We start from the raw sequence: 18068 nt of genomic DNA on the forward strand, positions 1-18068 counted from the left end.
TTAGCTGACAAATAAATCCACGGCTGGACAGTGCAGGCCTGGGACTTGCGGTAATCGAGAAGCCAAACAGAACCGGGTCGCTAGTCGTCGGCTGTCGCTCGTCCGGCGTCAGCACCGTTCGACAGCGGTGTCCGCTCGACGACTGTGCCGTCGTAGGTCGGGTACTGCTCGACGATTTCGCCCTTCTCGACGTCGCCTTCCTCGACCATCTCCTCCAGCAGCCACCAGGCGAGTTCGACGTGCTCGGATTTGACGGTGTAGTACTCCTCGGGGACGCCGAGGGTTTCCAGACGGGCTTCGGAGGTCCACGCCTTCCCGTAGACGAGCGTCCCGTCGTCGGTCACGTCGTCGAACGGACGGCGGATGTTGCGGGCCATTCGCTTGAGCCGCGAGCGGTGCTGGGCGGCGTCCTTGAACACGCTCGTACAGAAGTACACCTTCTCGTGGTCGCCCATCTTTTCCAGAATATCGTGGGACCCCTCGACGGCGCTCATGTGGTCCTCTTTCAGTTCGAAGCCCTCCTCCTGCATCCGGCGGTAGTTCCCGTCGGACATCTCGAACTCGTTGATGTTACAGAAGTCGGCCGCGCCCTCGTCGAGGAATTCGAGGAACTCCTCCTCGGCGCGAATGCCGGGGATTTCGAAGGCCGGCGTCAGTCCTTCTTCGCGGGCGATGTAGAGGATATCCTCCCACTCGGTGCCGTGGAGGTCGCCCCACTGCTCCAGTGGCGGGTGGAAGCGAATCTCGTCGAGACCAGCTTCCGAGAGGCGGCGCATATTCTCGCGGCCGCCGGGGATACCGGTGTAGAGGTGCGTGTGGTGATCCTCGCCGAACTCGTCTTTCAGCAGTTCCAGATAGTGACAGGTCCGGTCAAGCACTTCCTGGGGTTCGCCACCCGTGATTGAGGTGCCCAGCGCGCTCATGCGCTTGGCTTCCTCGATAACGTCCGCATCGTCCTCGATGGGGCGCTCGTTGGCGTACATCTGGGTGACGTTCTTGCGGTTTTCCCCGAGGGGACAGTAGAAGCAGTCTCGCTGGTCGCAGTAGCCGTAGACGAACAGCACCATTTTGCCGCCTTTGGCGCACTGTTCGCAGCCCTCGGAAATCATTACCTGTAAACACCGCTCCCAGCGGGAAAAAGCGTGCGCATCGGCTCGTGAGTGAGATGGGACAACATGGGTGGGCCACGCCAGATAGGGACCGCTTTGAACTGGCTGGGGCCCGTTCTGTGTGTATGGATGACGAGGATGCTGACCCCGTGGGCGGGCCACTGCCGGAAGCGGAGTCGTTCGACGATAGAGTGCTGGGGGTCAGCGAGTCGCTCATCCGGTACGTCGAGGTCATCGCGGCGCTAGTGCTGGTTCTCCTCTTTGCTATCGGCGTCTTCGACCTGACACTCCAGATATTCCAGAGCGCGCTTCGTGGCGATATCACCGACCCGCTAGTCGTCGTCGGTTTCATCGACACGGCGCTCCTCCTGTTCATTATCGTCGAGGTGTACCAGACCGTCGTCGCGTACACGCAGGAAAGCGAAACGCGCCGCATCGTCCGTCTGGTTATCTACACGGGCGTCATCGCGATGGTCCGGAAAGCTATCATTTTCCGCACCGGTGAGTACAGCTCCGAACAGGCCGCGCTCACCGCCGCCGCAGCCTACACGCTCATCATCCTCGGGCTCGCGGCGCTGCTGCTCGTCGAGCGTCGGACCCGAGACAGGCTCCCGGAATCAGGGTGAGCGGTCCCGAAAGAAGTTAAACACAGGCGGCGTAGCGCCGATAGATGCTGCTGGTGCTGTGTATCGACCTCGACGACGACCTCGGCCGCAAGACCGGCATCGACACGCCAGTCATCGGGCGCGATGCCGTCGTAGACGCAGCCGTGGCGCTGGCCTCGAACGACCCGGAAGACTCCGATGTGAACGTCCTGTTCGAGGGCGTCCACATCTATGACGACATCACCGACGAGCCGGTCGAAGTCGCAGCCGTCACCGGCGTCGACGGAAGCGATGTCGCCGCTAACCGGGCAGTCGGCGAGGAGGTCGATACCGTTCTCGCGTCACTGGCGGCCAGCGAGGACGTGCGGGCGCTGCTGGTCACCGACGGCGCACAGGACGAGTCGGTGGTCCCCGTTATCCGCTCGCGGGTCCAAATCGACGGCGTTCGTCGCGTCGTCGTCCGACAGGCCCAGAACCTCGAATCGATGTACTACACCATCAAGCAGGTGCTCGACGACCCGGAGACCCGCGGGACGATACTGGTTCCGCTGGGCATCCTCCTGCTGATTTACCCGCTGACAATCGCCGTCGAAGCGCTGGGGTACCCCGGCTCCGCGCTGGGTGTTATGTCCGGCTTGCTTGGGCTCTACATCCTCGCACGGGGCCTCGGCGCTGAGAAGATACTGGATGAAGCCGTTGAGCGAACGACCGCCGGACTGTACGCCGGTCGCGTCACGATCATCACCTATGTCGTCGCGGCTGCACTGCTCGCTATCGGCGGCGTCAGCGGCGTTCAGGAACTCGAACGCCAGACGGACCCCGACGCCCTCGAAGTCATCGCGTCGCTGGTCTCCGGCGCGATTCAGTGGTTCGCCGCCGCCGGCATCACTTCCAGCCTCGGCCGCGTGACCGACGAGTACCTCGACGGGAGCTTCCGCTGGCGGTATCTCAACGCTCCCTTCTACGTCCTCTCGATCGCCCTCGTGTTACACGCTGTCAGCGCCTTTTTCCTCGGGGTGCAGGACTTGGAATACCTCGCGATAATGCTCACTGGTGGGACGCTGCTCGGGCTGGTCAGTACCTTAGGCTTCGCTGTCGCGGAGGCCCGCTTCGACCGCGCCGAACAGCACAATCAAGGCCCCGGCGGTCCCTCATCCGAGTAATGTACGTCTCCCGTGCTGTCGAGAGTCTGCGCGCGGACCCACTCGACGGCGAGCCCGTCGATCTGGTTCTCGAAACGGCTGACGATGCTGACCCTGAGCGCGTCGCCGCCGCTGCGGAGGCCGCCGGCGCGACCGTCGAGCGCCACCTCCAGTTCGACGACCTGCTGGTCTCAACGACACAGGACGAAATCGACGCCCTCTGTGACTTGGATGGCCTGACTGCGGTTCAGACTGGCAACGTGAACGCTATCACGACGGCCGACGACGTCGAAGAAGACCTCGATCCCGATCACTGACCGGCGACCGTGTTCCGCATTTCTTTTGTCACCGCCGGAAATACACGATATCGAGGGCACGTAGCTCAGTCCGGATAGAGCGTCGGACTTCTATCTCCGCTGGCGCTGCCATCGGGGGAAGACATCCGACGGTCGTGGGTTCGAATCCCACCGTGCCCGTTATCTGTAACTGAAAATAAGAAGTGCCGACACCACTTGCTGTCCGTTCTAGCGGAGCCAATTCCCGCTGAGACGAACTCTGTGACCCGCCCTTTGCAGTATTACAGTGAAGGGAACACGACTACCAGTACCGCGTCAGTTTGCATGACTTGTCAGAGGCATGGCAACCCGACTTGGGGGGATGGCACTGGTTTCGTCCCCTCCACACGCACGGATTCCCCGGCAACACGTATGTAACAGTGACATTTTCACACCCAGCTACTGTTTTGAACATCTGGGTAAAATCCCTGCACTGTCATGGTCCCCATTTGCTGGGACAGGACGACAGCAACACTGTGTTTCGCTGCATAATCAGCTTCAGCCTCCGACTCCAACACTATGTCGGCCCGTGTCTGACCCACGGCGGCCGGCTACGCCTCAACGATATCGTCTTTCATTGCGGCGACCTCGGTGAGAATCGCTTCGACGTCGTCGTCGGGGACGCCGTTCGCCCGGAGCGCGGCTTCGAGGTGGGTCGCAACGCTGGCAAACGCGTCTTCGGTGATCCCCATGCCCTCGTGGGCGGTTTGCATATCGTCGCCGTCGTAGTCGACCGGGCCGCCGGCAACGGTGCTGATGAACTGAGTCTGGTGGCTGCGGAGCTGGTCCATGTCGGTTTCCTCGAAGTACGGTTCGAGCAGCGGGTCGTCGCGTACGCGGTCGTAGAAATCCGAGACCACCGCGTCGACCGCGTCGCGACCGCCGATCCGCTCGAAAATAGACTGTGATGCCATTGTCGAGTGACAGGTACGCAGTCGGCATGATTGTTGTGGAAAAACAGATTTGGCATCGACCGTCGCGCTGCTGCTCGGACGTGATGCCTGCGGCGACACTCTCAAAGCGGGCGATTATGGACGCGCTACAGTCGTTGACGACGAACCAGCAACAGAGACAGCAGGCCGAGCGTCCCAAGCACGGTCCACTCCCCGTGGCGGTCCGTGACGGGCCGCGTGGTATCGACGACGCGTCTGGGACCGTCGCCGGCGGTGGTCGCTGTGGTCGCACTGCTATCGCCCGACGGCGCGAAATTCGTCCGCCGGCCGGTCGTATCTGCTGCGCCGCTTCGCCGCAGGTCGCGGTCAGTGAGCACCTCGACCGGGACCGACGGCGCGGTGCCAGTGACAGCCTGTCGAACAAACGCATTGAGTCCATCTCCGGCGACAGCCGACACCGTCTCGGCGAACAGCGCGAGAGTGATGCGGTCGTCGTGTCGGGTCAGCCTGTCGAGGACCGCTTCGAACGTCCGGGTGCCATCGGTCGCTTGCCGGAGATGGGCGTCAATGGCCGCGACGACACGTGTTCCCTTGTGGTACTGTGCGCCCGGTCCCGCCCATGTGTCGGGCTGTGTCAGATCGGCGGTTTCGTGGCGCTCGGTCGTCACCCGCTCATGGAACTGGTCTGCATCGATGCCGCCCGTGCTGTAGGTGAGGGCCGCGGTGTGGTAGTCCGCGCTGCCCTCACTGAGCCAGTCCATCGCCGGTGCCGTCTCGAACGTCTGTCGGGTGTGGCGGTACTCGTGGACCCAGACGTTGACCGGGGAGCGGACGGGTTCGCCGGCGTTGACGATGACGTCCGACTCGCCGTTCGACGGGGTGTACCCGCCCGATGCGAGTTCGTTCGGCGCGACAAACACGCGGATGTGGTCGTGGTCCGTTCCGGCGGTCGAGGCACGCTTCGCATGGCTGATTGAGTCAAGCGCGGCGGTACGGTTGGGTCGCAAGTCCGCATCCGCCGGGACAACGAGCGTGATTCGGTCGCCATCGACCGTTCTGGTTTCTGTCTCGTGGGGGCCGATGTAGGCGGCCGTACGCCCGGCGACACCGCTTTGCCCGGGTGCGAGTGCGAGCGACTCGTTCCACGTGGGCCGCGGCCCGACGTGCCAACGCCAGCGGGCACGCAGTGACACCTCCTGTCTGGCAAGCAGCGTCCAGTTGTGGGTGTCAGCGGTCCGCTGGCCGAACGTTGTCGAGAGTCCGACCGGCACGGTGTAGGTCAGTCGTGCTCTCTCAGTATCACCGCTGACACGCCAGCGGTCGCCATCGGACTGGAGTCCGTCGGCTTGGAGGACTGTCGCCTCCCCCGGCGTCCGTACCGACAGTCCGGTGACGTGCCGTGGTCGCTCAATCGTCGCGGTTACCCGCACCCGGCCGGTCTTGTTCGGCTCTCTGTCGAGTGTGTACTGAACAGCAATCGACCTGTCGTGGTCGGCACTGCCCTGCGCTGGTGGCCCGGATTCGATACCGAGGGCGACCGGAGACGTGCAAACCAGAAGGAGACAGACCAGTCCTGCAAACAGCTGCGTTCTCATAGCTCTGGGTGTTGCCGAGTGCTACGCGACAACCAGCGAGTGGCGGTAAAGTGTGTGCCGGTGAAAATCTCAAACGTAATAACAGGCTGTGCGCCTCGGACACGGGGTCGCAAGCGTTTTGCCAGCGGCCACGTTATCCCCTGATATGGCCGATTGTCCGCTCGCAGACGACTGTCCCGAATTCACCGAACGAATTCAGGGGATGGGCTGTACCCACTACGGCGACCGTGGCGGCGCCGAGTGGTGCAATCACTACAACCAGCCGATCTCGGAGCTCAAGAGCCAGCCGGTCAAGATGGGCGAGGAAGTCACTGTCGACGTTGAGGACATCCATGAGAGCGGTGCCGGTGTCGGTCGGACCGAGGACGGCTTCATCATCATGGTTGACGGCGTCCTGCCCCCGGCTCGCTCGCTGGTCAAGGTGACGAACGTTCACTCGAACCACGCCCGGGCTGAGGAAGTCGAGCGACTGGAGATGGACGAGGACCCCTCCGAGTCTGAAACCGAAGAAAACGACGCCGACGCTGACGAGACGGACGACAATGCTGATGATGACGGCCGGCGTCTCGGGAGTCGGGACAACTTCTGGGGCAGCTAGGACACACCGGTTGGACAGTTTGCGAGCGGGACTTCTTTGAGCCAGTCGGTCCTTCCTGTGGATATGGACCTCGAACTCGATGGCAACGCAGCGCTGTGTACCGCCGCAACGAGCGGACTCGGACTTGCGAGCGCCGAAGCCCTCGCTGCGGACGGTGCCAACGTAGCGGTCTGTGGCCGGACGCCGGAACACGTCGACGAGGCACGGAACCGGCTCGAAGCGGTCGGCGACGGCGACGTACTGGCCGTCGAGGCCGATATTACTGACCCCGACCAGATCGAGGCACTCGTCGAGGAAACTGTCGACAGCTTCGGCGGCCTCGACCACGTCGTCACCAGCGCTGGCGGTCCGGCCCCCGGACCGTTCATGGAGACGACCGAGCGAGAGTGGTACAGCGCCTACGACCTGCTCGTGATGAGTGTCGTCTGGACCACCCGGGCCGCCTACCCACACCTCAGGGACTCCGATGCCGGCACCATCGTCAATATCACCTCCCGTTCTGTCCGGGAAGCCATTGACGACCTGGTGCTCTCGAACGCTGTCCGCCGCGCTGTTATCGGCCTGATGAAGACACAGGCTAACGAGTTTGCGCCGGAAGTCCGCGTCAACGCCGTCCTCCCCGGCGCACACGAGACACCACGTATCGAGGAACTCGTCGAAGCAGCCGTCGAGCGTGGCGAGTACGACTCCTACGAAGAGGGCATCAAATCTTGGGCCGATGCCCCGCTGCAGCGTGTCGGCCGACCGGAAGAGCTTGGGGATGTCGTCGCCTTCCTCTCCTCGCCCCGGTCCTCATACGTCACTGGAACGGCCCTGCCCGTCGACGGCGGGGCGATGCAGAGCTAACAGTTCCGGCCGCCGGGCCGCTCAGAACCGCCCGTCGTCGCGCAGTTCCCCGACCACCTCTCGGACCCGCTGGGCCTCCTCTTTCGGGACCACGAGCGTCCGGTCGTCGAATGACGCCACGACGAGGTCTTCGACGCCGACGGCGCTGATGTGGCCGTCGCTCGCCAGCACGTTCCCGTCGGCGTCTATACTAACTGCCTCACCCAGCACCGCGTTTCCGTCTTGGCCGTCGAGGACGCGCTCGAAGGCATCCCACGACCCCAGGTCGTCCCAGTCAAGCGCCGCCGGAACGACAAAGGCGTTTTCCGCGTCTTCGAGCACAGCGTAATCGATGCTCACTGGGTCAACAGCGGCAAAGGCGTCGTCGTGGTCCCCGTCGTCGAGTCGCTCGACCATGGGTGCAAGCGGCGAGGACGCTGCGGCGGACAGGAGAGCCGTCGGCGCCCACGCGAACAGGCCAGCGTTCCAGTAGAATCCCTCCCGGACGTACTCCGTCGCGGTCTCCCGGTCGGGTTTCTCGTGGAACGTTTCGACCGGCGCGAAGCCGTTCTCGGACGGTCCGGGCTTGATGTAGCCGTAGCCGGTCGCCGGCCGGTCCGGTTCGATACCGACGGTGACGAGCCCCTCGGTTTCCACTGCGACCCGCGTGGCCGTCCGTGCGACCGTCTCGAACGGCCCCGAAATCCGGTGGTCGCTTGGCAGACACAGCAGAACACAGTCGCCGACCTGCTCGCGGATGCGGTGGGCCGCATACGCCAGTGCCGGCCCGGTGTCTTTCGGTTCCGGTTCTGTCAACACTGCTACATTCGGGACGTGCTCCCGGACCCCGTCGGCGAACGAGTCCCGAGTCAGCACGTAGGTCTCGTCGGCGAACCCGACCCGACTGACAGTCTCGGCGAGTAGTGATTCGTCTTCCCCGAAGGAGAGAAACTGTTTGGGGCGGTCGCTCCGACTCGCCGGATACAGGCGCGTGCCGGTGCCGCCGGCCAGAACGAGCGCGACGATTGGTCGCTCCATACTCGGGCTTTGCCCAGCCAGTGCTAAAATGTTGTACTGGCGACCGAGGCGGAGACCAGCCGAACCCACTGCCGTCAGCGAGTTACCACGTTTCTATCGTCCCGTCCCTGATGTCTTCGACACAGCCCTGACAGTCCGGACTCTCTGCGTCGTAGCACACTGGCCGCCGTTGCTCGTCCATCGACACCGCGCGGTACTCGGCGTGGCGGCGACAGACGATTCGGGCCCGTCCTTCCTCATCTCTGGGCAGGCCGGCTTCTGCCGACCGCTTGCCGTTCTTGTAGGCCTTCTTCGCATCGGAGAGTTGCTGCTCGGCCGACCGCAAGGTATCTCGGATGAACCGTGCGAGTCGGTCGTCGTCGGCCATACTGACCGTTGTGTCCGGCCACAAATCAATCTTCTCGCGTGGCTCGCACGACGTGACTCCGGGGGTCCGATATCCACATTCACTTTCACTCCGCTGGGCGAGTATTTATAACCAAAGGCGACCAACCGTCGATTGTCTCCCAACGAAAACCAGGCGGAGACAGTGAAAGCCAATGACTGAGTCAGATCTGCGTACCCACGCGACAGAGATACACGAGCAGTTTTCCGACCAGCTAGAGATCGACGTCGACGACGTTATCGAACGTCTCGATACGCTGGTGAACGATTATCAGGTCCCCATCAGTGAGGCCCGCCGGAGTGTCGTCAACACGTACCTTGACGAGGCTGGCATGGACCGCGACCAGCTAGGTGGCGGCGATGGCGGCGGCAACGAGCAGGTGAACGTCGCTGATGTCGACGCCCCCGAGGAGTGGGTCGATGTCCGCGCGACGGTCGTCGAACTCTGGGAGCCACGCGCCGACGCCGTTGCGCAGGTCGGCCTGCTGGGCGATGAAACGGGCACGATCAAGTTCACGAAGTGGTCGAAGTCCGACCTTCCGTCGCTCGAAGAAGGCAAGTCCTACGCCCTGCGCAACGTCGTTACCGACGAGTACCAGGGTCGCTTTTCGGTGAAGCTCAACCGGACGACCACTATCGAGGAACTTGACGAGGCAATTGAGGTCGGCGACGACAGCGTCGAGGCCGACGGCGCACTGGTTGACATCCAGTCGGGCTCCGGGCTCATCAAGCGCTGTCCGGAGGACGACTGCACGCGCGTCCTCCAGAACGGCCGCTGTAGCGAACACGGCGAGGTTGAAGGCGAGTTCGACCTCCGAATCAAGGGCGTCCTCGACGACGGCGAGGAGGTCACCGAGGTCATCTTCGACGAGGACGCGACCGAGGAGTTGACCGGCATCGCCCTCGAAGAGGCGAAGGAGATGGCGATGGACGCGCTCGACACCACCGTCGTCGCCGACGAGATGCGACAGAAAATCCTCGGCCGGTATTACCGCGTCCGCGGTCCGACGTTTGGCCGCTACTTGCTCGCCGACGAGCAGGAGCGACTGACCGGGGCCGTGGATGCAGACGAGATTCTCATCAAAGCGAGGTCGATCTAAATGGCGAGTACACCCACCCGCGAGGTCGCACGGCGCGTCTTCGCACGCGAGTTCAACGACGCAAGCTACACGTTCAAGGAATCCGACGACGACCGCGCGCCGGTGTACGTCCTCTTGCCGACCGGCCAGCGCGCCAACCGCGTGTTCCTGGTCGGCACCCTCACCGAGACCGAGGATGTCGGCGAGGACAGCGAGTACTGGCAGGGACGAGTCGTCGACCCCAACGGCGACACGTTCTTCATGTACGCCGGGCAGTACCAGCCCGACGCGGCGTCGATGCTGCGCGAACTGGAGCCGCCGGCCTACGTCGCTGTCGTCGGCAAGCCACGCACCTACGAGACCGACGAGGGCGAAGTGAACGTCTCGATTCGCCCCGAGTCCATTTCGAAGGTCGACGAAGCGACGCGGGACCGCTGGGTCGTCGAAACGGCCGAGCGAACGCTTGACCGGGTCAAGCGGTACAAGGAAGCCGACATGGAGGACCCGGCCACTGACGAGTATATCTCGATGGCTGACGAGGAATACGACCAACTGTCAATCGAGAACTATCGGCAGTCGGTCGTCGGCGCGCTGGAGAGTCTGCAGGACGAGCAGGCCGAAGCCAGCGCGGACTGACCGCGGCGCAGTCGTCTATTTTTTGCTGCTGGTGAGTGGTCCGCTACTACGGCTCCAGTAGCTCGATTCGGTTCCCCTCTGGGTCGACGACGAACATGATAGTCGTCCCGCTTTCGGTCGTTTGCGGGCCGCTGAGCGTCTCAACGTCGTCGGGCAAGCGGTCGGCGACGGCGTCGAGGTCGTCGACTTCCAGACCGGGATGGGTCGCCCCCGGGCGATTGAGGTCGGGGTCGGGCATTTCCTCGCCCTCGGGTTCGTAGGTCGCCAGTTCCAGACGCACGTTGCCGGCGTCGAGGTGGACCAGTTCGGCGCTGGCTCCCTCAATGTCGACAGCGGCTCCAAACGCCTCGTCACCGACGGAAAAGCGAGTCACTACGTCAAGCCCCAGCACGTCCCGGTAGAACTCGACCGCGCGGTCCAGATTGCTGACGATGATACCGAAGTGGTGGCCAGTTGCGTCGATGTCTGTCGCCATCTTTGCCGATACCGAGGTCGGCCGGCGGTTAAATCACAGCGGTTCGACTGTCGTCAGAGACGGCCACCAAGGGACCGGTCCGGTAGCGTCTGACAAACGATTAAATACGTTGCTGCTAAAACAGTACATAATTATGGGCAACAAAAACAAGACTATCTCCTTTCGCGTCAGCGAGGACAAATTCGAAACCCTCCGCGAAATCGCCGAGGAGCGCGATATCTCGCTGTCCGCAGTTTTTCGTGACTACGTCGACACGCTTGTTTCCCACGACGGTCAGGTGAAGGTCGCGCCGGAACACGAGTTCGAGGACGACGCAACCGAGACCAGTACCGAGAGCTTCCCGCCGAAAGTCGAAGTTCCGAAGAGCTTCGTCCGCGAGCACGAGCGACTCGAACTCGAAGCCGAACATCTCCGCGAACAACTGGAAGAACACAAGCGTTACGTCACCAAACTCCGCCAGCAACTCGACGAGATGGATCAAGACGAGGTCATTCACCTCGAAGACCTCGACCAGGGCGAAGAGGAGGACGCCTCCTATCGCATCGGCAGCTTCGACGACCTAGAGTAACCGCTGACGCTTCTGTTGTACGTCTTCGGCCACGTCGTCGCGCCCATCGACGTCGGCCAGAGTTTCCACGGCTTCTAACGTTCTGACGGAGTTATCGAGGAAAGACAGTACGTCGCCCGGATAGGCATACAGCATGTAGTCATCGCTCATCACGTCGACGATTGCGTCCGGCCCCATCCCCTGCTCGCGCAGTTCCAGCAGGTACGAAATGAACTTCCGCTCAGCACAGCCACAGTGGGGGTTGGCCTCACAGTCACAGTCCAGGAAATCCTCCGCGAAATCCAGAACTCGCTCTCTGGAGGCTTCGTCGAGTTTTGCCAGCCCCTCGCCCTGAAAGAGGATGTCCAGCGTCGCCCCCTTGAACGCCCCTTTCGGGAAACTCGTCTCTAGCTGGGAGGCGAGTTGCTGGTGGTTCTTGACGTAAATCTTGTCCGTGATGGCCACGCGTGCCCTTCCATACGTGTCGCCTGTGTAAAAGCGTCTCGAAGCACCTGATGGGTTTCGAAGCCAACCCCGAACCGCCGTGCCACCGCTGTCACGCGCTCTCACGACTCACTGGTTTCCAGATTCGTAACGTATTTCTGTTCCAGCGGGATATCTATGAATGCTTCAGCAAGCGTGTCCGGGTTGGGGTAGTGGTATCCTTCAGCCTTGTGGTGGCTGAGACGTGGGTTCAATTCCCGCACCCGGACTGTATAAATTTTCTTACATATCATTCGGCGAAGCTCAGCCTGCTAGTTTCACTGCCACCCCACTCGGCCCGGATTTATTATCTCCCCCATTCCTGTCTATAATATGGCAGAACATGACTGCCCGACCTGTGGGCGGGTGTTCGACAGCCGCCGCGGTCTCGGGGTACATCACAGTCGCGCCCACGACGAACGGCTACCAAACAGAGAGTGCAACCGCTGTGGAGCCGAATTCTACGCCGAATCTACCCGTGCCTATTGTTCGGACGTATGCCACGACGCTGCCGTATCGTACGAAGGAGAGGCGAATCCAAACTTTTCGGATGCGAAAGAACAGACGAACTGTGATATCTGTGACGCGGGGTTCGAGTACTACCCCTCGGAAAAAGACGGCATGTACTGCCCCGACTGCGTCGAGACTGCGGCGTGGCGCGAACCGCCACAGCGTACCGGAACTGCGCATCACTCCTGGTCAGGTGGCAAACTGTCTGTCTCTTGTGATGTTTGTGACAGCCCCGTTGAGCGATATCCGAGCCAGATTCAGAGCGAAGTCGTCCTTTGCAGCCGCGACTGCCACGCCGCGTGGCTCTCCGAGGCGTTCACTGGTGACGGCCATCCGAACTGGCGCGGCGGTGGCGTCGGCGACTACGGGCCGGGATGGCGGGCAGTACGCGAGCAGGCTTTAGCACGGGACGACCACGCTTGCGTATTGTGTGGGACTAATGCCGACGAATTGGGGCGGAACCCGGATGTGCACCACATCGTCCCAGTCCGTCTGTTCGCCGCACTGCGGGCGCTCGCCGTTCGGGACGCACACACGCTTGACAATGTCGTCTCGCTGTGTCCGAGCTGTCACCGTCGGACGGAGTTCGGCCGTGTCTCGCGGGCGGAACTGCGCTGGCGGGCCGGCATCCCGCGATGGGACCCGTCTGCTGTTGGCGGCGCGACGGTGTAATCGGACCGGAATCTACACAATCCGGCCCGCCGCCAGTACGCGTATGTCACCGACTGTCGACGAACTCCGAAACGAGATTCGTGAAGCTGTTGGGCGGTACGAACGGCCGGTCTCGACTGCTTTCACCAAGGAAGCCCTGGCAGCGATCTGCGAGGCTGTGGGGTACGACATTGACACGGACCGGCTCCCATCGAAGCCACAGATGCGAGCGGGTATTCTCTGGAAAATCGGAGCGCAGGAGGACGACGACCCGGCGGACGCGGAGCAGCCCTTCCGGAAGGGCGAACTCGAAGCGGTTGCCACAGCGCTGTCCGACGACTAACGCGGGGCTTTGCCGGGATCGGCTCGTTCGACTATCTCGCCGCTGTCAGAATGCGGAAATATTTGCATCTCGACAGCGAACTAACTAGTATGGGACGCAACCGCTCCCCGACGTTCAAGAACAGGCAGGCTGCTGGACAGCGGCTGGGAGAGGCGTTGCGTGAGCGGGACATCACAGTCGACATCGTCCTCGCAATTCCGCGCGGTGGACTCCCGGTCGGGCGGCCCGTCGCCGACGCGCTGGACGCGCCGCTAGACATCGCGGTCGCAAAGAAGATCGGCGCACCGAACAACCCCGAGTACGCTATCGGCGCCGTCGCCGCGGACGGAGCGGTCTGGCTCAACACCGATGTCATCGAGCAACGCGAGATACCCCGGGACTACGTTGCGAGCACACGAGCGGAGATGGCGGAAGCCGCCCGACAGAAGGCCCAGCGCTACCGCAGTTCGGAGTCGTCGCCGACACTTACCGGGAAGCGAGTCTGCCTCGTCGACGATGGTGTGGCGACGGGGGCAACGGCGCGGGCCTGTATCGAGCAGATTCGACAGGCGGACCCCGAACGACTCGTGCTCGCGGTCCCGGTCGCCTCGCCGCGGGCGATGTCGGACCTCGAAGCGCTGGTCGACGAAGTGGTCTGTCTGGAAAGGCCGTCGGCGTTTCGCGCTGTCGGCCAGTACTACGAGCAGTTCGAGCAGGTCTCCGACGAGGCGGCGATGTCGTATCTCGCCGAGGAGTGACCGCTACCGCTCGATTCTTGATTCCGGCCGGACGGTCTCGGTTTCTGACTCGCCGATGGCGGTGTAGTCGCTGCTTGATTTGATAATCGAAAGTGCTGTCATGATGTCAGACCGGGTGAGTAGTCCCTCGAAGGAGCCATCCTCGTCAGTGACGAGCAGGCGACCAACGGAGTTCTGCTGCAGCGAGGTCAGCGCGTCCATCACGTCGGTCTCCGGACTGATTGTGATGATTTCCGTCGTCATCACGTCGCCGACGGTGTAGGCCTCGCGCTCGACTTCCTGAACGGCGCGGGCGTCTTCGAGCGTGACGAGGCCGACGACCTCGCCGCTGCGCTTGACCGGATAGCCGGTGTGGCGCTCCCTGAACATCGTCTGAATGAGTTCCCGGACAGACATATCGTCGGCGACTGTCGTGACGTGGTCCGCTGGGGTCATCACGTCCGCGACGGTGACGCCCTCGAACGCGGCCCGCATCGAGGTCTGGCGGGACTCGCCCGCCGCCCCGATGTAGATGAAGAACGCCAGCCCGGCGAGGAAGATATTCCCGAGGACGAAGATGCCAAACAGGCCGAGAAAGACGGCGAATATCTTCCCGACTTCGGCGGCGATTGTCGTCGCTCGGGCGTAGGACCGCCGGCGGGCGAGCAGCGCACGCAGGACACGGCCGCCGTCCATCGGGAACCCCGGCAACATGTTGAACGCCGCCAGCGCGATATTCATCAGCGCGAGATAGCCGAGGATGAACCGCGTCGATTCGACGATGGTCCCCGCGCCGCTCGGGAGAATCTGGAACGCGACGAAACAGACAGCGCCGATGGCGATGCTGACGATGGGGCCGGCGATGGCGATGACCAGCTCCTGTTTCCAGTCTTCGGGCATCTCGCTGAGTTGGGCGATGCCGCCGAACAGCCAGAGCGTGATGGAATCGATCGGGAAGCCATAGCGGATAGCGACGAGGGAGTGGCCGAGTTCGTGGAGGACGACGCCGGTGAACAGGCCGAGGGCCGCACCGATGCCGAGTACCCAGACGAGCGCGCCGTCGGTGAGGACGGCCACGTCCAGGCCAGCGTTCAACGTCCCGTTCAACAGCTCGGTCGTCTGTTCGATCTGTGTCCCGATAATCCAGGCGAACAGCGGTAGCACGAGGAGAAACGTCAGGTCCAATTGGATGGGGATTCCAAACGCGCTTCCGATGCGAAACCGGCGCATATCGGGAGGTTGACGCGGGACGGTCTTAAGCCCCCTTGGCGGGACTGCCATGGTCACCGCCGCCGGTACGCCTTTGCGCCGAGCCCGCGATGGACCGCATATGAGCGACCCACTGATTCGCCGCGCGGACGACATTGCGTACGAGGCCGTCGACGCAGCTGACGGGCTGGAAAAGGGCGTCCTCATCGGCGAGGAGAGCGGCGGCGGCAACCTCGCAATCCGTCGCTTCACGCTCGCCCCCGGCGGCAGCGTGCCGAAACACACCAACGACATCGAACACGAGCAATACGTCCTTGCTGGCCGGTACACCGTCGGCATCGAGGGCGAGGAGTACGCCGTCGGGGCGGGCGACAGCCTCCATATCCCCGCTGGCGCTGTCCACTGGTATCGTAACGACGGCGACGAACCGGGCGCGTTTCTCTGTGCGGTTCCCGCCGGCGATGACGAAATCAAACTGCAAGAGTGACTGCTAGCATGTGCATCTACCACAGGCGTAGCAACAACTGAGCACCAGAGCGCCCAACACAGAGCCGACTACCCAATCCAGGCCGGGTGGGACCGAAAGGGGCGAGCCGCTGGGCGTTCGAGACGACGTAAGCACCGCAGGGAGTGCAACGACCGAGGAGCGCAGCGAGTCGCAGTAGTCCAGCGGCTCGGGGCTTTCTGGCTGTTCGAAACCGTAGCCGCGTGATTCGTCCCGCTCACAGCTAGTCCGAACCGCTCAAGTAGCGCAGTCGCCACTAGATAATTGTGTCACAGCAGGCCGCACAGGTAGAGACCCTGTTCCTCCACGAACACGGCGAGGAGTTCCGCGTCGCCGCCCACCGGGACGGCGAGCGGCTCTTCCACGGAATCCTCGAACTGAAAGAGACCGACGCCGGCCCCCGCCCGCGTCGGCTCCGTGTCAAGGACGGGACCAGCGAGGAGCTTCGCTCGCCCGACCAGTTCGTCGACCTCGCTCGCCGTGCGGCCCGCATTCGTATTTCAGAACAGACCGCGCCGCTCGCCCGCGACCGCGTCCGCGAGATGCTCGACGCGTATCAGGTCGAGGCCAAGGTCGTCCGGACCTGTCGGCTGTGTGCCTCCGACGGGCGTTACTCGCCGATTACCAGCGAAACTGCTATCGAGACCGATGACGAAACCATCTGTCCGGAGTGTGCTCGCCAGCAACTCGACCGCGAACTCGCGTTCAAAGGGAGCATCAGCGGCGACGCCCGCGACCGGCTCGAAGAGCTGCTACTGGAGGTGCAGGACCTCGACCGGGTGACGAACCTTCTGTCGGGCCAACTAGACCCGGACCTGACGAAGTTCGACGAAATCTCGGCGACCGTCGATGAGGTCGACCCCGTTCGCGTCGATTCGCTGGACCTCCATCCCGGGATGCAGGAGCATCTCGAATCCCGGTTCGATACACTGCTCCCGGTCCAGAGTCTCGCCGTCGAGCACGGGGCCACGGAGGGCCGCGACCAGCTCGTCGTGAGCGCAACGGCGACGGGGAAAACGCTCATCGGCGAAATGGCCGGCATCGACCGCGTCCTGAACAACAAGGGTACGATGCTGTTTCTCGTCCCGCTGGTCGCCCTTGCGAACCAGAAATACGAGCAGTTTCAGGACCGCTACGGCGACATGGTCGACGTGTCGCTGCGTGTTGGCGCGAGCCGCATTGCTGACGAAGGCGGGCGCTTCGACCCCGAAGCCGACGTTATCGTCGGGACCTACGAGGGCATCGACCACGCGCTCCGGACCGGCAAGGACCTCGGTACTGTTGGGACCGTCGTCATCGACGAGGTCCACACGCTCGGGGAGGACGAGCGGGGCCACCGGCTTGACGGCCTGATTTCCAGACTCAAATACTACTGCGAGTCCGGTGGCGCACCGGATAGCGGCGACACGCAATGGATCTATCTCTCGGCGACGGTCGGCAACCCCGGACAGCTGGCCGACCAGCTCCGGGCGACGCTCATTGAATTCGAGGAGCGACCGGTTCCAATCGAGCGCCACGTCACGTTCGCCGACGGCCGCGAGAAGATCGAGACCGAAAAGAAGCTCGTCAAGCGGGCGTTCGACAACAAATCCAGCAAAGGCTATCGCGGCCAGACTATCATCTTCACGAACTCCCGGCGGCGCTGTCACCAGATTTCACGCAAACTGGAGTACAGTTCTGCGCCGTACCACGCCGGACTGGACAACCGGAAGCGCCAGCGGGTCGAGCGGCAGTTCGCCGATCAGGACCTCGCAGCGGTCGTGACGACGGCGGCGCTGGCTGCCGGAGTCGACTTCCCCGCCTCGCAGGTCATCTTCGACTCACTGGCGATGGGTATCGAATGGCTCACAGTCCAGGAGTTCAGCCAGATGCTCGGCCGGGCCGGCCGCCCGGACTACCACGACAAGGGGACCGTCTACATGCTGGTCGAGCCTGATTGTTCGTACCACAACAGCATGGAGATGACCGAAGACGAAGTGGCGTTCAAGCTGCTGAAAGGCGAGATGGAGCCGGTCATCACCCGCTACGACGAGGGCGCAGCCGTCGAAGAGACGCTGGCTAACGTCACCGTCGCCGGCAAGCAGGCCAAGCGGCTCAACGACCGGATGGTCGGCGAGGTGCCGACGAAACACGCGCTGGGGAAACTGCTCGAATACGAGTTTATCGACGGCCTCTCGCCGACGCCGCTTGGCCGGGCTGTGACCCGGCATTTCCTCGCGCCCGACGAGTCTTTCCAGTTGCTCGACGGTATCCGCAAGGGACAGCATCCCTACGAAATCGTCGCCGACATGGAATTACGCGACGAGCACTGAGCGGTCCGCGCCCGTCCAACCTGTCGGCTGAATATCCTTTCGGCGTACATTCTTGTAGCGGCACGTACTTCCGGTGTC

21 protein-coding genes and 2 tRNA genes are annotated in these 18068 nt (G+C 63.0%); 15 read left to right on the plus strand and 8 right to left on the minus strand.

The genetic code is table 11. The features are described from left to right. Positions 1–80: 80 nt before the first annotated feature. Positions 81–1109, minus strand: coding sequence for a radical SAM protein (locus tag RR_RS16170; protein WP_007189583.1), 1029 nt, complete (start codon positions 1107–1109; stop codon positions 81–83). A 125-nt stretch (positions 1110–1234) separates the two neighbouring features. Here RR_RS16170 and RR_RS16175 point away from each other — a divergent pair, with 125 nt between their 5' ends. The 4 genes from RR_RS16175 to RR_RS16190 all read left to right on the plus strand — a co-directional run bounded on the left by RR_RS16175 (position 1235) and on the right by RR_RS16190 (position 3332). After that, entirely contained in the window at positions 1235–1735 is a 501-nt protein-coding gene (locus tag RR_RS16175) for a phosphate-starvation-inducible PsiE family protein (protein WP_004960019.1), read from the plus strand. 44 nt (positions 1736–1779) lie between these two features. Then, the gene (locus tag RR_RS16180) at positions 1780–2877 is read left to right on the plus strand and encodes a DUF373 family protein (protein WP_004960022.1); all 1098 of its coding nucleotides are present in this window, start codon (positions 1780–1782) and stop codon (positions 2875–2877) included. After that, positions 2877–3173 (plus strand): hypothetical protein, encoded by a 297-nt coding sequence (locus RR_RS16185; RefSeq protein ID WP_011224395.1) that lies wholly within the window; start codon positions 2877–2879, stop codon positions 3171–3173. Before RR_RS16180 ends, RR_RS16185 begins: the two co-directional genes overlap by 1 nt. 54 nt (positions 3174–3227) lie before the next feature. Continuing rightward, positions 3228–3332: transfer RNA gene (locus tag RR_RS16190), tRNA-Arg, on the plus strand. A 410-nt stretch (positions 3333–3742) separates the two neighbouring features. On the opposite strand, the gene RR_RS16195 is transcribed toward RR_RS16190, so the two are convergent. Both RR_RS16195 and RR_RS16200 read right to left on the minus strand, forming a co-directional pair. After that, positions 3743–4105 (minus strand): group I truncated hemoglobin, encoded by a 363-nt coding sequence (locus RR_RS16195; RefSeq protein WP_011224396.1) that lies wholly within the window; start codon positions 4103–4105, stop codon positions 3743–3745. 125 nt (positions 4106–4230) lie between these two features. Beyond that, a complete protein-coding gene (locus RR_RS16200; RefSeq protein WP_011224397.1) occupies positions 4231–5679 on the minus strand; it encodes a hypothetical protein in 1449 nt (482 codons plus the stop codon). 145 nt (positions 5680–5824) lie between these two features. On the opposite strand from RR_RS16200, the gene RR_RS16205 reads away from it, so the two are divergent. Next, positions 5825–6277 carry a TRAM domain-containing protein gene (locus tag RR_RS16205; protein ID WP_007189589.1) on the plus strand — a complete coding sequence of 151 codons (453 nt, stop codon included), beginning with the start codon at positions 5825–5827 and terminating at the stop codon, positions 6275–6277. A gap of 63 nt (positions 6278–6340) precedes the next feature. Next, a complete protein-coding gene (locus RR_RS16210; protein ID WP_011224398.1) occupies positions 6341–7123 on the plus strand; it encodes an SDR family oxidoreductase in 783 nt (260 codons plus the stop codon). 21 nt (positions 7124–7144) lie between these two features. Here RR_RS16210 and RR_RS16215 read toward each other — a convergent pair whose 3' ends face one another. Both RR_RS16215 and RR_RS16220 read right to left on the minus strand, forming a co-directional pair. Continuing rightward, positions 7145–8140: a mannose-1-phosphate guanylyltransferase gene (locus RR_RS16215; protein ID WP_011224399.1), complete on the minus strand. Its 996-nt coding sequence runs from the start codon at positions 8138–8140 to the stop codon at positions 7145–7147. 82 nt (positions 8141–8222) lie between these two features. Then, a complete protein-coding gene (locus tag RR_RS16220) occupies positions 8223–8507 on the minus strand; it encodes a DUF7091 family protein (RefSeq protein ID WP_004960042.1) in 285 nt (94 codons plus the stop codon). Between the two features lie 172 nt (positions 8508–8679). Here RR_RS16220 and RR_RS16225 point away from each other — a divergent pair, with 172 nt between their 5' ends. Beyond that, positions 8680–9624, plus strand: coding sequence for a replication protein A (locus RR_RS16225; RefSeq protein ID WP_011224400.1), 945 nt, complete (start codon positions 8680–8682; stop codon positions 9622–9624). Further along, positions 9625–10239, plus strand: coding sequence for an RPA family protein (locus tag RR_RS16230; RefSeq protein WP_004960047.1), 615 nt, complete (start codon positions 9625–9627; stop codon positions 10237–10239). A 46-nt stretch (positions 10240–10285) separates the two neighbouring features. Here the strand turns inward: RR_RS16230 and RR_RS16235 are convergent, their stop codons facing one another. Continuing rightward, on the minus strand, positions 10286–10714 hold the full coding sequence (locus RR_RS16235; protein WP_007189593.1) for a VOC family protein: 429 nt from the start codon (positions 10712–10714) through the stop codon (positions 10286–10288). A 133-nt stretch (positions 10715–10847) separates the two neighbouring features. On the opposite strand from RR_RS16235, the gene RR_RS16240 reads away from it, so the two are divergent. Beyond that, positions 10848–11282, plus strand: coding sequence for a CopG family transcriptional regulator (locus tag RR_RS16240; protein ID WP_004515935.1), 435 nt, complete (start codon positions 10848–10850; stop codon positions 11280–11282). Here the strand turns inward: RR_RS16240 and RR_RS16245 are convergent. Continuing rightward, on the minus strand, positions 11274–11726 hold the full coding sequence (locus RR_RS16245; RefSeq protein ID WP_004590290.1) for a DUF5814 domain-containing protein: 453 nt from the start codon (positions 11724–11726) through the stop codon (positions 11274–11276). The two genes, RR_RS16240 and RR_RS16245, sit on opposite strands and share 9 nt — an antisense overlap. Positions 11727–11903: 177 nt before the next feature. On the opposite strand from RR_RS16245, the gene RR_RS16250 reads away from it, so the two are divergent. The 4 genes from RR_RS16250 to RR_RS16265 all read left to right on the plus strand — a co-directional run bounded on the left by RR_RS16250 (position 11904) and on the right by RR_RS16265 (position 13985). Then, a tRNA-His gene (locus tag RR_RS16250) sits at positions 11904–11974 on the plus strand. 103 nt (positions 11975–12077) lie between these two features. Next, entirely contained in the window at positions 12078–12926 is an 849-nt protein-coding gene (locus tag RR_RS16255; protein ID WP_011224404.1) for an HNH endonuclease, read from the plus strand. A 43-nt stretch (positions 12927–12969) separates the two neighbouring features. Further along, complete coding sequence (locus tag RR_RS16260; RefSeq protein WP_004960054.1) at positions 12970–13248, plus strand: hypothetical protein; 279 nt, start codon at positions 12970–12972, stop codon at positions 13246–13248. Between the two features lie 89 nt (positions 13249–13337). Then, positions 13338–13985 carry a phosphoribosyltransferase gene (locus RR_RS16265; RefSeq protein ID WP_049939043.1) on the plus strand — a complete coding sequence of 216 codons (648 nt, stop codon included), beginning with the start codon at positions 13338–13340 and terminating at the stop codon, positions 13983–13985. Positions 13986–13988: 3 nt separating this feature from the next. Here the strand turns inward: RR_RS16265 and RR_RS16270 are convergent, their stop codons facing one another. Beyond that, entirely contained in the window at positions 13989–15194 is a 1206-nt protein-coding gene (locus tag RR_RS16270) for a CBS domain-containing protein (RefSeq protein ID WP_049939044.1), read from the minus strand. 100 nt (positions 15195–15294) lie between these two features. Between RR_RS16270 and RR_RS16275 the strand changes: the two genes are divergently transcribed. Together RR_RS16275 and RR_RS16280 are read left to right on the plus strand one after the other, a co-directional pair. Next, positions 15295–15660, plus strand: coding sequence for a cupin domain-containing protein (locus tag RR_RS16275; protein ID WP_004960061.1), 366 nt, complete (start codon positions 15295–15297; stop codon positions 15658–15660). A gap of 284 nt (positions 15661–15944) precedes the next feature. Beyond that, a complete protein-coding gene (locus RR_RS16280) occupies positions 15945–17990 on the plus strand; it encodes a DEAD/DEAH box helicase (RefSeq protein ID WP_049939045.1) in 2046 nt (681 codons plus the stop codon). The last annotated feature ends 78 nt before the right edge of the window (positions 17991–18068 follow it).

This window comes from Haloarcula marismortui ATCC 43049 (genome assembly GCF_000011085.1).
GTDB lineage: Archaea > Halobacteriota > Halobacteria > Halobacteriales > Haloarculaceae > Haloarcula > Haloarcula marismortui.

Excerpts from the sequence above, each read along its gene's own strand:
- RR_RS16170 (WP_007189583.1), bottom strand. The coding sequence starts at position 1,109 with ATGATTTCCGAGGGCTGCGAACAGTGCGCCAAAGGCGGCAAAATGGTG.
- RR_RS16175 (WP_004960019.1), top strand. The coding sequence starts at position 1,235 with ATGGATGACGAGGATGCTGACCCCGTGGGCGGGCCACTGCCGGAAGCG.
- RR_RS16180 (WP_004960022.1), top strand. The coding sequence starts at position 1,780 with ATGCTGCTGGTGCTGTGTATCGACCTCGACGACGACCTCGGCCGCAAG.
- RR_RS16185 (WP_011224395.1), top strand. The coding sequence starts at position 2,877 with ATGTACGTCTCCCGTGCTGTCGAGAGTCTGCGCGCGGACCCACTCGAC.
- RR_RS16195 (WP_011224396.1), bottom strand. The coding sequence starts at position 4,105 with ATGGCATCACAGTCTATTTTCGAGCGGATCGGCGGTCGCGACGCGGTC.
- RR_RS16200 (WP_011224397.1), bottom strand. The coding sequence starts at position 5,679 with ATGAGAACGCAGCTGTTTGCAGGACTGGTCTGTCTCCTTCTGGTTTGC.
- RR_RS16205 (WP_007189589.1), top strand. The coding sequence starts at position 5,825 with ATGGCCGATTGTCCGCTCGCAGACGACTGTCCCGAATTCACCGAACGA.
- RR_RS16210 (WP_011224398.1), top strand. The coding sequence starts at position 6,341 with ATGGACCTCGAACTCGATGGCAACGCAGCGCTGTGTACCGCCGCAACG.
- RR_RS16215 (WP_011224399.1), bottom strand. The coding sequence starts at position 8,140 with ATGGAGCGACCAATCGTCGCGCTCGTTCTGGCCGGCGGCACCGGCACG.
- RR_RS16220 (WP_004960042.1), bottom strand. The coding sequence starts at position 8,507 with ATGGCCGACGACGACCGACTCGCACGGTTCATCCGAGATACCTTGCGG.
- RR_RS16225 (WP_011224400.1), top strand. The coding sequence starts at position 8,680 with ATGACTGAGTCAGATCTGCGTACCCACGCGACAGAGATACACGAGCAG.
- RR_RS16230 (WP_004960047.1), top strand. The coding sequence starts at position 9,625 with ATGGCGAGTACACCCACCCGCGAGGTCGCACGGCGCGTCTTCGCACGC.
- RR_RS16235 (WP_007189593.1), bottom strand. The coding sequence starts at position 10,714 with ATGGCGACAGACATCGACGCAACTGGCCACCACTTCGGTATCATCGTC.
- RR_RS16240 (WP_004515935.1), top strand. The coding sequence starts at position 10,848 with ATGGGCAACAAAAACAAGACTATCTCCTTTCGCGTCAGCGAGGACAAA.
- RR_RS16255 (WP_011224404.1), top strand. The coding sequence starts at position 12,078 with ATGGCAGAACATGACTGCCCGACCTGTGGGCGGGTGTTCGACAGCCGC.
- RR_RS16260 (WP_004960054.1), top strand. The coding sequence starts at position 12,970 with ATGTCACCGACTGTCGACGAACTCCGAAACGAGATTCGTGAAGCTGTT.
- RR_RS16265 (WP_049939043.1), top strand. The coding sequence starts at position 13,338 with ATGGGACGCAACCGCTCCCCGACGTTCAAGAACAGGCAGGCTGCTGGA.
- RR_RS16270 (WP_049939044.1), bottom strand. The coding sequence starts at position 15,194 with ATGCGCCGGTTTCGCATCGGAAGCGCGTTTGGAATCCCCATCCAATTG.
- RR_RS16275 (WP_004960061.1), top strand. The coding sequence starts at position 15,295 with ATGAGCGACCCACTGATTCGCCGCGCGGACGACATTGCGTACGAGGCC.